The 14,500-nt window shown below is 44.1% G+C and carries 12 protein-coding genes; 5 read left to right on the top strand and 7 right to left on the bottom strand.

Annotated features, from left to right (window positions below; genetic code table 11):
- Positions 1–25 precede the first annotated feature (25 nt).
- The 4 genes from MJ612_RS05785 to MJ612_RS05770 all read right to left on the bottom strand — a co-directional run bounded on the left by MJ612_RS05785 (position 26) and on the right by MJ612_RS05770 (position 4,917).
- On the bottom strand, positions 26–319 hold the full coding sequence (locus tag MJ612_RS05785) for a hypothetical protein (protein ID WP_187030327.1): 294 nt from the start codon (positions 317–319) through the stop codon (positions 26–28).
- A gap of 19 nt (positions 320–338) precedes the next feature.
- Positions 339–767 carry a VOC family protein gene (locus tag MJ612_RS05780; protein WP_187030325.1) on the bottom strand — a complete coding sequence of 143 codons (429 nt, stop codon included), beginning with the start codon at positions 765–767 and terminating at the stop codon, positions 339–341.
- Positions 768–799: 32 nt separating this feature from the next.
- A complete protein-coding gene (locus MJ612_RS05775; protein WP_187030323.1) occupies positions 800–4,204 on the bottom strand; it encodes a UvrD-helicase domain-containing protein in 3,405 nt (1,134 codons plus the stop codon).
- Between the two features lie 173 nt (positions 4,205–4,377).
- Positions 4,378–4,917, bottom strand: coding sequence for a hypothetical protein (locus MJ612_RS05770; RefSeq protein ID WP_187030321.1), 540 nt, complete (start codon positions 4,915–4,917; stop codon positions 4,378–4,380).
- A 648-nt stretch (positions 4,918–5,565) separates the two neighbouring features.
- Here MJ612_RS05770 and MJ612_RS05765 point away from each other — a divergent pair.
- The 3 genes from MJ612_RS05765 (at position 5,566) to MJ612_RS05755 (ending at position 8,918) form a co-directional block, all read left to right on the top strand.
- Positions 5,566–7,422 (top strand): DEAD/DEAH box helicase, encoded by a 1,857-nt coding sequence (locus tag MJ612_RS05765; RefSeq protein ID WP_187030319.1) that lies wholly within the window; start codon positions 5,566–5,568, stop codon positions 7,420–7,422.
- Positions 7,423–8,051: 629 nt separating this feature from the next.
- Positions 8,052–8,441: a hypothetical protein gene (locus MJ612_RS05760; protein ID WP_187030317.1), complete on the top strand. Its 390-nt coding sequence runs from the start codon at positions 8,052–8,054 to the stop codon at positions 8,439–8,441.
- Positions 8,442–8,540: 99 nt separating this feature from the next.
- Positions 8,541–8,918, top strand: a complete 378-nt coding sequence (locus MJ612_RS05755) for a hypothetical protein (RefSeq protein WP_187030315.1) — start codon at positions 8,541–8,543, stop codon at positions 8,916–8,918.
- 94 nt (positions 8,919–9,012) lie between these two features.
- On the opposite strand, the gene MJ612_RS05750 is transcribed toward MJ612_RS05755, so the two are convergent.
- The 3 genes from MJ612_RS05750 to MJ612_RS05740 all read right to left on the bottom strand — a co-directional run bounded on the left by MJ612_RS05750 (position 9,013) and on the right by MJ612_RS05740 (position 11,706).
- On the bottom strand, positions 9,013–9,468 hold the full coding sequence (locus MJ612_RS05750) for a ferritin-like domain-containing protein (RefSeq protein WP_187030313.1): 456 nt from the start codon (positions 9,466–9,468) through the stop codon (positions 9,013–9,015).
- Between the two features lie 57 nt (positions 9,469–9,525).
- Positions 9,526–10,779, bottom strand: coding sequence for a BaiN/RdsA family NAD(P)/FAD-dependent oxidoreductase (locus MJ612_RS05745; protein ID WP_187030311.1), 1,254 nt, complete (start codon positions 10,777–10,779; stop codon positions 9,526–9,528).
- A 78-nt stretch (positions 10,780–10,857) separates the two neighbouring features.
- Positions 10,858–11,706 carry an SDR family oxidoreductase gene (locus MJ612_RS05740; protein ID WP_250419068.1) on the bottom strand — a complete coding sequence of 283 codons (849 nt, stop codon included), beginning with the start codon at positions 11,704–11,706 and terminating at the stop codon, positions 10,858–10,860.
- 81 nt (positions 11,707–11,787) lie between these two features.
- Between MJ612_RS05740 and MJ612_RS05735 the strand changes: the two genes are divergently transcribed.
- Positions 11,788–13,245: a phytoene desaturase family protein gene (locus MJ612_RS05735; RefSeq protein WP_187030309.1), complete on the top strand. Its 1,458-nt coding sequence runs from the start codon at positions 11,788–11,790 to the stop codon at positions 13,243–13,245.
- Between the two features lie 319 nt (positions 13,246–13,564).
- Positions 13,565–14,452 carry a DNA/RNA non-specific endonuclease gene (locus MJ612_RS05730; protein WP_187030307.1) on the top strand — a complete coding sequence of 296 codons (888 nt, stop codon included), beginning with the start codon at positions 13,565–13,567 and terminating at the stop codon, positions 14,450–14,452.
- Positions 14,453–14,500 lie beyond the last annotated feature (48 nt).

Below are 14,500 nucleotides of genomic sequence, written 5' to 3'. Positions count from 1 at the left end.
TAGTGGTGATTTTTGAATGAGTGAATTAAACTAGAAATTTATTTCGCTTTACAATTAAAGCAGTTGCTACTATAAAGAGGACTATTGCAATGAAGGCTAAAAAAAAGGCCTGAGTGTTAAGTTGAGCTTCATATTTATTTATTTCCTGCAACTCTATTACCTTCTCCGATTCTGTAAGTTTCTCATTTGTTTCAACTGCAAACCTTCCATGATCTACTTCATACTTCATGCTAACAGCAGTACCTAGGAAGCTCAAAATACAGAATGGAACTGCTAAATACATCAGTATTATTGCAGTGTAATAGATAACTCTCTTCATTTATTCTTGATACTGAAGATCAATGAATACTCTCTGTATTGCCAGCAGCATCCATTGGCATGAACGGATTGTATGCAATCTCCCAGAGGTTGTCATCCGGGTCGGAGATGTAACTGCTGTAGCCACCCCAGAACACTTTTTCAGGCTGCTTGAGAACGGTAACACCTTTTGCTTCCAGGGATGCTACCAGTTCATCTACTTCTTTTTCGGAGCGAACATTATGCGCCAACGAGAATCCCCTGAAACCACTGCCATCAGCAGGAACGCCTGCATCATCTGCTAAAGATTCCTGCGGGAAGAGCGCCAGTTGTATGCCGTTGAGTTGGAAGAAGACGATGCTCTCGTTGCTTGTGTCCAAAGGCTTCCAGCCAAAGGTGTTGATATAGAAATCCCGTGAGCGTTGCAGATTCTTAACTCCAAGTGTAATTAATGTGATGCGTTGTTCCATGTGCTGGTTTATACTTTATAGTTGTGGTAGGACTAAAATGCAAGTCCTAGTTGCTCGGCTGGCTTGTCGCCGTATTGCCATTCTTTTACCTCCTGCGTGTCGAAATAGTAAAGCACGCATTTTACCTTCTTGTATCCTAACTGCCGGAAGCGCACGGCATAATGGTCCAAGCGGTTGCGATGTTCAGGTTCCGGTGGCGGTGTCTTAAACTCTATCAGTGTTACGGCTTCGCCATCAAATACAATACGGTCGGGTTTATAGAGGTAAGCACGGGCATCCAGTACTTCTTTTTCCTGTTCAATAGCTACTTTGTCAGAGAAATAGTACGTCATTTTAGGATGCTCTACCACCTCGGTCAGCAGGCGCTGCAACTCTGGCTTGTCACGCTCGCTAATGATGCCTTCGTAGCCCATCTGCCTTAGCACCTGGTTTACTTCCGGGGCAAACGTGATGCGCGACAGAGCATAATGCAGCTTCCGGTTTACCTGCCGCTGGCGTTGCTGTGTGGCAAAGTCAAATACGTTATTGGCGTGTTGTTTTATTTTCAGGCGCTGTTCCCAGTCAGTGCTGATCAGATGCTTCAGTTCAAAGCTGTCATTTGTGGTTGCCTGATGCTGCTTTTGTGCTGTGTTACCTTTAGCGAGTTGGTAGCAGAATTTACCTGGTTCCCATAGTTCTTTCTCTTTCAGATATTGGTACAGTAAATGGCTTACATTCTTTACCTGGTTATCAGACTTAGGCATCTTATCTTCTACCAACAGATCTTTGGCATTCCCGATCAGGTATAACCTGTCAACAGGGCGGGTGAGAGCCACATAGAGCATGTTCAGGTTTTCGATAAACGTCTTCTCGATCTCTGTTTTATATTGTTCGCCCAAGACAGTACTTTCCAGTTTAGATCCGACGTTTACAGCCACACTTCTCAGTTTACCGGTATAGGTTACGCTCTCAGGCAGCTGGCTCCACATCAGTGACCCACGTTTAGGTTCAGTGCTCCAGTCTGCAAACGGTATGATCACGATTGGGTAGGCCAGCCCCTTCGATTTATGGATACTGGTTATGGTAATGGCATTTCGGTTTTTTGGCGTGTTTATACTTAGCTTTTCCTTCTGCACATCCCAGTAAGCCAGGAAATTGTTCAGGTTGTTACTGTTCTTTAAGCTATACTCCAGCACCAGGTCCAGGAAGCGGAAAATGTACTCGCACTCGTTGTTATGCCCTAACAAATTAAAGATCCGGATGAGGCGTTCGGTCAGTTCATAAATAGATAAGTTACCCGTGTGGCGCTCATCCAGATCATAACCCAACTCACGTACATAGTTATAAAAAACGGCTGCATCAGGTGTATTGGCTACTTCTGCAATACGCTGTGTTACTTTTACATCTGGTACTTCATTTTTTGTAACCAAGCTTATCAGGTATAAAGCTTCTGATTTGGCCAGGGCATCATTAGGCCGGTTAAACACCCGGAACAGCGCAATGACCAGGTTTATTACTTCTGCAAACTGCAACGACAGCGAATCCTGTGATATGATGTCATAGCGGCGCTCTTTCAGGAAATTGGCTATGAGTTTACTGTTATAGTTGGTGCGGCAAAGTATAGCCATGTCGCGGAGGTCGTAGCCTTCGGCCAATGAGTTATCTACCAGGTGCTGCACCATGTTCAGCATACTTTCATCGTAGCTTATTTCCTGTGAGTGGGAATATTTAGGGTATAGTTCGTCGGTGCGGGTGCAGGTGTCAAAATTATACTTGGTGTTGGCATCGCCGTCGTAGGTAAAAAGTACCTGAATATGGCCACCTGTGTTATTCTTGTCCGGTACTTCCTGCACAAAATCAGCATCATAAATCGATCCGAACATATCAAAACCAGAGTGCGCTTTGCTGGCAAACGTAAAGATGTCGTTATTAAAAGCGATGATCTCGGCGCGGCTCCTATAGTTCTTGTTCAGGTTAGCAGGTGTTAAAACCTCATCATTTAGCGTCTGGTAACGTTCCCTGATCAGGTTGCTGTGGCGGCGGTTCTGGTATAGTTTGGCTGTGCTCTTTTTATATAAATGCAGAATCTGCTCCATTTCGCCACCACGCCAGCGGTAAATAGCCTGCTTCGCATCGCCTACCACCATACTGAAATGACCTGATGCCAGGGCGTTCTCTACCAGCGGCAACAGGTTGTTCCATTGCAGTATCGACGTATCCTGAAACTCATCGATCAGGATGTGGTTATACTTTTCGCCAAGGCGCTCATAAATAAACGGTACCGGTTCTTTCAGTACTATATCGATAATACGCTTGTTGAACTCCGAAATATGGACCGTGTTCTTATCCAGCTTGATTTCCTGCAGACACTTTTCCAACTCGTTCAGTACCGATAGTTTATACAAGTGTGGCACAATGGCATTGAGTAAAGTATAAATGCCGGCATACTGTACTTTGCGCGATTCAAGCTCCGTGTATAGTTCGGAAAGTTGCCCTTTTATACTATCGATCTGGCTAACTATAAAGCTGTTCTTTTTAGCTGATGCGCTATACCAGCTGTCGTTCTCAACTGTTTTCTGCGCGTTGCTATTGCTATAGTTCAGGTCTATAGTTTTAAGCCAGCGGTAGAAGTAGCCGTAAATGCCGTTTTTGCCATAGGAGAGGTCTGCCGCATCCAGGTTAGCCTGTTCTATTAACGCCACCGCCTGGCCGGCAGGCTCTGTTATAGCATCCTCAATCTGTTTTTTAGTTTGCCGTAGTTGCTGTTGCACTTCCCTGAAATCATCAAGGGTGAGGCCCTGCAGATCGGTAATGGCTTCGTATACCTGTTCGTTCAGCAGGTTTTTGGCGAAGTCGGCAAGTTCTTCATTTAATTTGCTCCAGCTGCGGCCTTCGCTGGCTTTCTCCAGTATAAACTGTTCCAGAGTTTCGGTCAGCAGGTCACCTTTTTCATCTTTTACTTTGTCCAGCAGCAGCGACACGGCCGTGTTTAGCAGCGTATTCGAGTCCAGGTCTACTTCAAAGTTGTGGGGTATTTTCAGCTCACGTGCAAAGGCCTGTACGATCTTGTTTACAAAACTGTCAATTGTACTTACACTAAAATCGGCATAGTTATAAAGTACCTGCCTGAAAACCAAGGCAGCCCGTTTCCTGATCTCTTCTTTATCCAGCCCTTGTTCCGGGTATTCTTCCTGCAGGTCTGTGGTAATATCTTCCAGCAGGTTTTCGCTTTTCGCTTTTGCTTTTTCAGAAAGTGTATCGTCATTAAAACCACGCAGGGCACCAAGTATACGCTCCTTCATTTCGGCAGCAGCATCATTGGTAAAAGTTATGGCAAGTATAGAGCGGTAATAATCCGGCGAAGGAGAATGCAGTGCCAGCTTAAGGTATTCTTTAGTTAGCGCATAAGTTTTGCCGGAGCCGGCAGAGGATGAGTAGATTTTAAAAACAGATGCCATCGGGTCTGAAGTATAGCCAAGCCTAAAGATACACTTTTGCCAGCCCGATTGCCAGTATTTGCAAGCTTGTATTGTAAACTTTACCGCTATACTACTGACTGTAAAAGGTATAAAATAAAACAGGCTGCCTATAGGGGAGGCAGCCTGTTCTTATACTTTATATGCGTAGACGTTTATGCAAAGGCAGGTTCTTCTATACGTTCTTCAGCTGTTTTTGCAGGTATGGCGCTGTTGGCACATACATGGAACATAATGCGGGCCATAGAAAGTACATAATCAGACATGATGCAGTGCTGCTGCTCCAGGCCGTTCAGTGCTTTGCTTCCACCCAAATTAAATTTGCTTAACTCCAGCACTTCGTCGAAGTTCTGGCGCAGCATTTTTAGCGCTTTAAAAGATGGTTCGTTGTAATACATAGGTATAACCTGGCAAACTGCATAACTGCCTTTCGTGCGTTCTTCTCTTATCATCTGGCAAAGCGATTCTGTATTTACTTTATCCAGGTCAGATATGATCACGAAGAAAACACTCTTGTTGTTAGAAGTTGCCTTGCGGGCCGGAACGCTGCCTACCAGCATGTTTCGGCTAACGGAGGAGCCATGCACAAACGCATCATCCTTCAGAATTTTGTTGTGGATTTTAAAAGCCAGTGCACCAGAAGCAATTAGATTGAAGTCTTTGCCTTGAGTTGAAATTTTGGTAAAATGTAACATAAGTAGAGGACTAAGGGGTTTAAGGTTTTGTTTAATTGATTTACTGTAAGCGATGCAGTATTAGCTGTAGCTGCACCTGCTCATTAGCTTCTGTTTCAATAAGGCTTAGTAGAAAATAGTGGCGTGTGTAATAGCAGTATATTATATACTGGGTAATTATGGCATAAGGGTTTTTATAGGTTTAGGTTCTGCGAATTTTTGTATACTACGGTTATTCGTTTAAAAGTTTTACCTGAATAGTTAAATTACTGGTGAAGTAGTAGTTATTTCGGGTGAATTAGGCCTTATAACGAGTGGAACATAAAAAGGTTATACATAGTAAATTTAAATAACAATAAAATTTGGAAGAATATTTATATATTATACTTCCTGTTACAAATTAAAGTTACACTATCTAATATAGTATAATATTAATATTCATATCTTCTGATGTTGTTCATGCTCAGTCAGATGTTATGGTGTAATTAGTTATTACCGATTAATAGTCGTACCTTTGCGGCCGATTTGGTATCAGTCTGATTTACTGTTTAACTGGCACGGCTTCTATATTTTGATAGGCTCACCTGGTTTATTTTAGTTTTCGACGCGTATAGGGATTAGTAATATCCAGGCTGTCACCAGACATGGTTAAATCAGTAAAATAAACAGATGAACAAAATCAGATTTGATGAGCTTCCACTATCACCGGAAGTTCAGCGAGCAATCGCAGACATGGGCTTTGAAGAAGCCTCTCCCATCCAAACCGAAGCAATTCCAGTAGTTTTAGAAGGACGCGACATTATCGGACAGGCACAGACCGGTACCGGTAAAACAGCTGCATTCGGTATTCCTACTATTGAAAGTATAGATGAGCGTGATCGTAGCGTACAGGCACTTATACTTTGCCCAACACGCGAACTGGCTATTCAGGTAGCCGGCGAGATCCAGAAACTTATCAAGTATAAGCCAGGCATCAGTATTGTGCCTATCTATGGCGGCCAGTCTTACGACCGCCAGCTGCGCGCGCTTAAGCAGGGTGTGCAGATCGTGATCGGTACGCCAGGCCGTGTAATGGACCACATTGAGCGCGGTACACTGAAGCTCGATAAGATCAAGAAAATTATACTTGACGAAGCAGACGAAATGCTGGACATGGGCTTCCGTGACGATATTGAATTCGTACTGAGCCATATGCCGGAAGAGCGCCAGACGATCTTCTTTTCGGCTACGATGTCTAAGCCTATCATGGACCTTACCAAACGTTATCAGAACGATCCGGTAATTGTAAAAGTGGTTCATAAAGAGCTTACCGTAACTAACATAGACCAGGTATACTTTGAAGTGCGTAACAGCATGAAGCAGGAAGTGCTTTCGCGCGTGCTGGATATGTATAACATGAAATCGGTAGTGATCTTCTGCAATACAAAGCGTATGGTGGATGAACTGGTAACCGGCCTGCAGAGCCGTGGTTATTTTGCCGATGGCTTGCACGGTGACCTGAACCAGAACCAGCGTTCGAACGTGATGGGCAAGTTCCGTAACGGCCAGCTGGAAGTTCTTGTAGCTACAGATGTGGCGGCACGTGGTATCGACGTGGAGAACGTAGAGGCGGTATTTAACTACGACCTGCCACAGGACGAAGAAGCATATGTGCACCGTATTGGCCGTACAGGTCGTGCCGGTAAATCAGGTAAGGCATTCTCGTTCGTATCGGGCCGTTCGGATATGTACAAGCTGAAAGACATTATGCGCTATACCAAAGCGAACATTATGTTGCAGCATGTACCAACTTACGAAGACGTAAATGAGATCCGTACCAACATGTTCCTGGAGAAGGTGCGTGAAGTACTGGAGAAAGGCAACCTGACCAAGCACATCACAACTATAGAAAAACTTGTAAACGAAGACTATACTTCGCTTGAAGTGGCTGCGGCACTGCTTAAAATGAGCCTGAAAGAAGCTAAAGTGAAGGAAGCTGGCAAAGAAGCTGAAAAAGGTCTTGGTTTCTCTAAAGAAGGTTTCGACCGTTTATTTATCACGATCGGTAAGAAAGACCGCGTGCACCCGAAAGACCTGATCGACCTGCTTGCTTCCAATGCTGATATTCCGGCTTCTAAAGTTGGCGATATAGATTTATATGACAAGTTCAGCTTTGTGGAAGTGCCTACCGAATATACTGCTAACATCCTTGAGAAAGCCGGCCGTATAGAAGTTGATGGCCGCATGGTTGTAATCGAGAAGTCTGATAAAAAAGGCGGCACTAAAGAAGGTGGCGACCGTGAAGAGCGCGGTGGCAGAAGCCGCTTTGGTGGCGGTGACCGCGACAGAGGTGGTGATCGTGGCGGTAGCCGTTTTGGCGGCCGTGGCGGCGACAGAGATCGTGGTGATCGTGGCGGTAGCCGATTTGGTGGTGATCGTGACAGAGGCGGCGACCGTGGAGGCAGCCGTTTCGGTGGTGACCGCGATAGGGGTGGCGACCGTGACCGTGGTGGTGAAAGCCGTGGTTTCCGCAGAAAAAGATTTTAATTACAGTAACTCTCTAAAAGAGCTGCCGTATAAATAATCATACAGCATTAGAAGCTTAAAAAACTTCATTAACTGTTAGAATAAGCCGACTTGAAACGTCGGCTTATTTGTTTTATAGGGTTTTTAAAATATTTATCAGCTTTTTTTCAGAAAAGTATAACCTTTCCGTAAAACGCGGCGTAAAAGGACTATCATAAAAAGGTTGGAAGATTAACTAATTGCTTATGCAATTAGATATGATAAGGGAAACATCAGACGGATGTTTCCCTTATTGTTTTTATACCTACCCGGTTCTGCCCTCACAATAATCTTAAGAAATAAGTTATATTAGTACTTCTCTATCTATGGAGGTACTACCTATAACCCAAAACAGAAAGTACACCTTCGTATATAGTGCTGATAAGCGTATGTTTTCGTTTATCTAGTAGTTGGGCAAAATGAAAGTTATGAAAGCATAATCAATGAGATGTAAACTTGTTTTCTTTCTGGTTATCTTATGCTTGGGTTGCAAAAGTCATCAATCAAGTAAAGTTGGGGCTTTTGGGGTTAAGTATGATTGTAGACTCGTTAGTGCTGATTTTGATGAACAACAATACATTAGTGGTAAAGCCATTGAACCTGCATATAGAATGTTTCAGGATAGTATAGAAGACGGAGTTTTTTATACCAGTACTTATTTTAATAACTCCAGCTCTACCAAGGCCATTGCACTGGATGCTATTGCTAAAGAACAATGGAGCTATAGCAATAGTGTGAATGACGCAAAGCGCTCCCCTTTAAGTGAAGAGAAAGTTTCAACTATAAAAGATCTGATAGCTCAGGTAGAGCAGGGGGCTTTTCGGCAGGTTTGCTATAATGGTCCAAGTGAAGGTTCTATGTCCATTCTGCTGGTAAAGTCAGACGGCATCATTGTAATGAAGTATGAGGCAAGTCAATACGACTATACCCAACTGAATGAATCAGAGAGAGCAAAAATAAAGAATGCCTTAGAGCTTATACAGCAATCGGAAAAGAATTAAATTAAAAGCACTTTGCCCAACCCTGTACATAAGCCAAGCTGCGGCTACGCCTTGTTCGCTTTATGTACTAACCGTTATCCATCATTTGTAATCATAAATTTGAAAAGTAAAGCACAATCAATAATAGGTGGCTTAATAAGCCTTTACATACTTCTTGAGTATGGTAAGAAAGCTATTTGTATTTTGTCAGAAGCAATTGGTTGTGAAAGTATAGATGGCTGGGGAGATTCAATGATTGTAATTTTTATTGCTCTTTTACTCCTTCCAACAACTTTGACAATCAAGAATAAAATAAAATCACCTACTTTTTGGACTTTGGCGATCTATACATTACTAATTGTCTTAAGCATTCCAGTTGGAAATAAGATTAAAATACCAATGATTTCCATAGCCAGTGCATTGTTACTAAATTACTTGGTGACTGCATTGATTAAAGCTATTAAAAGCAAAACAGTGGCTAACAAAGCACAGGCTTAAGCTTCAGCTTCAGCTGACGCCTTGCCTTAGCCTGTACGAGTACCGTTAAACAAAAAAAGGAGCCTAAGCTCCTTTTGATTTTTTAAAGTATAGTTTATACTTCACTTCTTGCTTTATCGCGTAGAGCCCTGATGTGGTCATGTGCATGTTTTACATCCATGTACTGCTGCTCCACAATTTGCTTCAGGTTTCCAGGGAGTTCTTTCTGGCGTGCTTCTTCAAACGCTTTTACGGCATAGTCTTCACCACGCTCGCACTCTTCCAGTATACGCTTTCTGTCTTTCGAGCTGATCGCTGATTTTATATCGATCCAGATACGGTGAACTGTACCTTCCAGAGAGCTCGACTCATCGTCGGTTTTGCCCATCTTATGAAGCTCATTCTGAAGTTCCGTGATCATGCTGTCGCGCTGTACGGCATATTTCATGAACAAATCTTTCAGATCTCTGTCTTCAACATCTTCGGCAGCAGTTTTATACCCTTTGGCGCCATCCTTGCATCTTTCGATCAGGTGATGCACCGTAGAGAATACTTCCTTGTTAATTTCCATAGTTTTAAAGGTTTAGTTACTATATGCGATATTACTCATATCAGTAGTCTAAGGTTACTATGGGGCAGTTATTGTTTTGGATGCCAACGATTTACCAGCTATAAAACCCGTAGTCCAGGCAGCCTGAAAATTAAATCCGCCGGTTATTCCATCTATATCTAAAACTTCACCGGCAAAGCATAAATTCGGGTGCAGACGACTTTCCATCGTCTTCATGTTTACCTGGCTCAGGTCTATGCCGCCACACGTTACAAACTCTTCTTTAAAAGTGGTTTTGCCTTTTACATCTACAGCCATCCGGAGCAGTGCTTCTACTAATTTATTGGTGTTTCTGGCGGGTAGTTCCGCCCATTTAATGTCAGCCTGTATTTCTGCAAGCGAGGTAAGAGCTTTCCAGAGGCGTTGCGGCAAACCAAATAAAGGATTAGTGGCTACCACTTTCTTCGGGTGTGTCTGCCGGTAATCCTGTAAATGTACACGCAGGCTCTCTTCTGTAAAAGCCGGTACCCAGTTAACCAGAGCTGTAAACGTATACTGCTGATCGTGGAAAATACGAGCCCCCCACGCTGATAACTTAAGAACTGCCGGCCCGCTATAGCCCCAGTGGGTTATAAGCAGTGGTCCTTCGTACTCCAGTTTCTGACCTGCAATGCGAACACGTGCATGCGGCACCGAAACACCCATTAGCTCCTTGAGCGGGTTCCCCGGAACATTGAATGTAAATAGGGAAGGCACCGGCTCCTGTATAGGGTGGCCTAGTTCGCGCAGCCAGTCGTAACCTGTTGTTTTAGGATTACCGCCTGTGCAGATCAAAACTTTATCGGCTTTCAGCTCCGACCCATTACTTAACTTAAGTATAAACTGGCGTTGATCTATAGTTGGATCCGGTGCAATAATATTAGTTACACCTAAGCCTGTTTTTATACTTACGCCAACTCTTCTGGCTTCCTGTAACAGGCAGTCGGCTATAGTTTGAGAGTTGTCCGTTACAGGAAACATGCGGCCATCGGCCTCAGTTTTAAGCTTTACGCCTCGCTGCTCAAACCAGGCAACCGTATCCTGAGCTCCGAAAGTTTTAAAAGCCTCTTTTAGTTGCCTGGCACCACGCGGGTAATGCTGAGACAGCGGCCCCGGAGCAAAGCAGTTATGGGTTACATTACAGCGTCCACCACCCGAAACCAGCACCTTAGACAGTAGCTTGTTCGTCTTCTCGAGAAGTATAACCTCTGCATCAGGATTGGCCTGTGCGCACGTAATAGCCCCGAAAAATCCGGCAGCACCGCCACCTATAACTATAACTTTATATTTCATTATTGATTGTTGATTGCTTTAAAGTTGTGATGCTTTTAACAATCAGCAATCAACAACCAGCAATCAGAAACAAAGATACTAAAAGAAGTGCATGGGGTTGGGGTGCCGGAACACATAAGGCAGATCATCTTTCAATTTCTGGCTGCTGATGAGCTTAAAATGTGTTTCATCCATTTCCTTAAAGGTTGGAGGCTCTAATTCCAGGGCAATAGCAGCAGCAGGATAGAAATCTTTGCGCATAGGATGTTCGTCGGAGCAGGCGTTGTACACTTCATTCCATTTCTCCTGTTCTATTATGCGCATGAGTATAGCTACACAATCATCCCGATGGATAAGGTTTACCGGAGCATCGCCGTTCGGAACATCTGTTTTACCTGCCATAAACCTCCCGGGGCTGCGGTCTTCACCTACAAGGCCTGCAAACCGAACTATAGTTGTCAGCCATTCCTCACGCTCCTGAAAGAGTTTTTCTGCCTGCAGCAACGTATAACCAGGGTCTTTTGCATTTGTCAGTTCGGTGTCTTCTTCAGTTACTACCCGGTTCAGGTCCTTATATACCGATGTTGAAGAAACAAATAATACTTTTTTAACTGGCGCATGAAGCAGAGCCTTTAAAAGCAGGTGTAATTGATCCAGGTAGGTTGCTCCGCCATCAGCGCGTAGTTTGGGAGGAATATTTATAACCAGTACGTCTACGTTCAGGAAATCAGCCAGCGTTTCAGTATCCAATGTCTCAGCCTGTAAGTTGATCAGGTATGGTGTCATACCTTGTTGTTCAAGTAAATCAAGCTTTGCAGGAGAGGTGGTGGAGCCTTTTATGCGTTTACCAGAATTTACCAGTGCTTCCGCAAGTGGTAAGCCCAGCCATCCACAACCTAGAATACTGATATCTGCTTTGTAGCTCATGTTTTCCGTTTTAAGATTCATAACAAAAGTAATGCAAACCTGTTACAGCTTCCCGATGGTTCGGTTGCAGGTTTAGGCACCACGCGGTAAAGTAACACATAAATGCAGTACGATGTTATTATAGTTGGTTCCGGATTTGGTTCGCTGTCAGCGGCTGCCTTGTTGTGTAAGCAAGGGTTAAAGGTCTGTATACTTGAGCAGGCAAAGTACCCGGGTGGTTGTGCTACATCTTATAAGCGCAAGGGTTACTGGTTCGAAACAGGTGCTACCACGTTGGTAGGCTTAGATAAGCATATGCCATTACGGTATCTTTTAGATGAAACAGGCATACAGATACCGAACCTGAGGAAACTGGAAACACCAATGCAGGTGCACCTGCCAAACGGCGAAGTAGTTACGCGCTACCAGGACCTGGAGCAGTGGATAGCAGAGGCAGAACGTGTGTTTGGCAAGCATAACCAGCGGGCCTTCTGGGAACATTGTTTTAAAATCAGCAGGCAGGTGTGGCAGGTTTCGTTGCAGCAGCTAAGTTTCCCGTTCTCTCATGTCCGTGATTTGATAAAGGCTATAGGTGCTTTCAGGCCGGAGCAGCTGCGTATGATTCCGGCAGCCTTCCGGACAACAGAAGAGTTATTGAGCCACTATAACCTGCTGAATAACCAGTTGTTTGTAGATTTTGTAAACGAGCAGCTCCTGATAACCGCCCAGAATTATATGGGAGAAGTAAATGAATTATTCGGAGCAACGGCTTTGTGCTATACTTTGTACAGTAATTACTACCTAGATGGCGGACTGATTAACCTGGTAAACCCTGTCTTGGACTTCTGTATGGGGAAGGGGGCTACTATAAAGTATAAACAGGAGGTAAGAAGTATAAAATTTGAGTCAGGAAAGTATAGGGTTGCCACAGCTAAAGATGAATTCAGCAGTAGATTCCTGATCAGTGGTATTCCGCTTAACAACACATTGGATCTGTATAACGTTGCGTCGGTAAAGAAGAAACTGAAAAAGTACATCCTGCCTCCACAAAAGCTGAACGGAGCATTTACTATGAGCCTAGTTGTCAGGAAAAACGAGCAGTTAGCTTCATTGCACCACCAGCTTCATGTGCCGGAAGGCATTCCGGTTATAGGCAGTAAAAGCATCTTTATCAGCTTCAGTCACCCGCAAGACAGTACCCGGGCACCTGAAGGGGAACAGGTAGCCAGCGTCAGTACACACGTTGCTAACCCAGCTGCCAGCTACATTACAGATAAGCAGGTAATAGAACAAACTATACTGGTAAAGTTAGCACAGGAGGGACTTGTACAACGGGAGAACATCATTTCTTATACTTCTGCTACGCCGGGCGCCTGGATCTTCTGGACCAAGCGTGCTTCCGGGGCAGTAGGAGGATATCCACAGTTCATCAATATCAAACCATGGCAAATGAAAGATGCCCGCCTCGACCATAAAGGAGCCTATGTTTGTGGCGATACAGTTTATCCGGGGCAGGGAATTGCAGGGGTTTGCCTGAGTGGCATAATTGCAGCTAAAAAGTTAATGGCAGACCATTACTAAAACTCAACTATACTTTATACTTTTTAAGTTTAGCACTGCATACTTCTTTACCCTTCTCTTGAAATGATAAATACTCAATTCCTTTCATCACAATGTACTCTGGTGCTAGTACAGGTATAAAAATTTGAAGTTGAATTTAATGTTGTAACACGCGTTGAGATTTGATAGTCAGTTAAATAGGTGATGTTTAATTATGGCTATACTTGTTTATAACTTAAGAAAGAACTTTGTATAATATGGCAAAAATTTAATATTCGGGTAATCTGTAATCCATTCCAATCTGCCATCTTTAATATATTAATCAACCCTAATATATTAAATGAAAAAATCTTTACACCGCGTACTGTACCTGGCCTTAGCGGGCCTGGTACTTGTGTCCTGTTCGAAGGACGATGTGCAACCCGATGGCGTAACAAAAGACCTTGGAGGTGTTGCGAAAGTAGCTAATGCTACAGCTACTAAAGACAATAACATGGCGATGGGTAACCCAAGCGGCGCCGGCACCAGTTACTCAAATTACCTGATCAACAAAGCCCAGTACTCTATGTCGTATAACAGCTACAGAGGAACCCCGAACTGGGTAAGCTGGCACTTAAGCAGCGCCTGGCTGGGCAGCACACCACGTCAGGACGATTTTCGTGCGGATAACTCGCTGCCTACTGCTTTTTACCGCGTAACTCCAACAGATTATACCGGCAGTGGTTTCGACCGTGGGCACAACTGTCCGTCAGCAGACCGTACCCTTACAGTTACCGATAATTCGGCTACGTTCCTGATGAGCAACATGATTCCGCAGGCTCCGACCAACAACCAGCAGACGTGGGCAAACCTGGAAAACTATTGCCGTACGCTTGTTAGCCAGGGCAACGAGTTGTATGTAATTATGGGGCAGTATGGCATTGGTGGTACTGGTAGTGCTGGTTATAAAGAAACACTGGCTGGCGGTAAAGTAACAGTTCCTAACCGCATCTGGAAAGTTATAGTTGTATTGCCAAATGGTACAGGCGACGCTGCCCGTGTTACAACCAGCACCCGTGTTATTGCCATCGATACGCCTAACTCTAACTCTATCAGCACCAGCTGGGGATCTTACCGCACAACTGTAGATGCCATTGAAGCGAAGATGGGCTATAACTTACTTTCAAATGTATCCTCTACGGTGCAAACTACTATCGAAGCACGCGTAGATACCGGCCCGACGCAATAACCAACCCATACCAGTTACATACTAAAGCAGCCCGGCTATATGGCCGGG

This window comes from Pontibacter deserti (assembly GCF_023630255.1).
Lineage (GTDB): Bacteria > Bacteroidota > Bacteroidia > Cytophagales > Hymenobacteraceae > Pontibacter > Pontibacter deserti.
This window is presented reverse-complemented; position numbering and strand designations above follow the sequence as displayed.

Coding starts and splice junctions, on each gene's coding strand:
- MJ612_RS05785 (WP_187030327.1), bottom strand. CDS start 319: ATGAAGAGAGTTATCTATTACACTGCAATAATACTGATGTATTTAGCA.
- MJ612_RS05780 (WP_187030325.1), bottom strand. CDS start 767: ATGGAACAACGCATCACATTAATTACACTTGGAGTTAAGAATCTGCAA.
- MJ612_RS05775 (WP_187030323.1), bottom strand. CDS start 4,204: ATGGCATCTGTTTTTAAAATCTACTCATCCTCTGCCGGCTCCGGCAAA.
- MJ612_RS05770 (WP_187030321.1), bottom strand. CDS start 4,917: ATGTTACATTTTACCAAAATTTCAACTCAAGGCAAAGACTTCAATCTA.
- MJ612_RS05765 (WP_187030319.1), top strand. CDS start 5,566: ATGAACAAAATCAGATTTGATGAGCTTCCACTATCACCGGAAGTTCAG.
- MJ612_RS05760 (WP_187030317.1), top strand. CDS start 8,052: ATGTTTCAGGATAGTATAGAAGACGGAGTTTTTTATACCAGTACTTAT.
- MJ612_RS05750 (WP_187030313.1), bottom strand. CDS start 9,468: ATGGAAATTAACAAGGAAGTATTCTCTACGGTGCATCACCTGATCGAA.
- MJ612_RS05745 (WP_187030311.1), bottom strand. CDS start 10,779: ATGAAATATAAAGTTATAGTTATAGGTGGCGGTGCTGCCGGATTTTTC.
- MJ612_RS05740 (WP_250419068.1), bottom strand. CDS start 11,706: ATGAATCTTAAAACGGAAAACATGAGCTACAAAGCAGATATCAGTATT.
- MJ612_RS05735 (WP_187030309.1), top strand. CDS start 11,788: ATGCAGTACGATGTTATTATAGTTGGTTCCGGATTTGGTTCGCTGTCA.
- MJ612_RS05730 (WP_187030307.1), top strand. CDS start 13,565: ATGAAAAAATCTTTACACCGCGTACTGTACCTGGCCTTAGCGGGCCTG.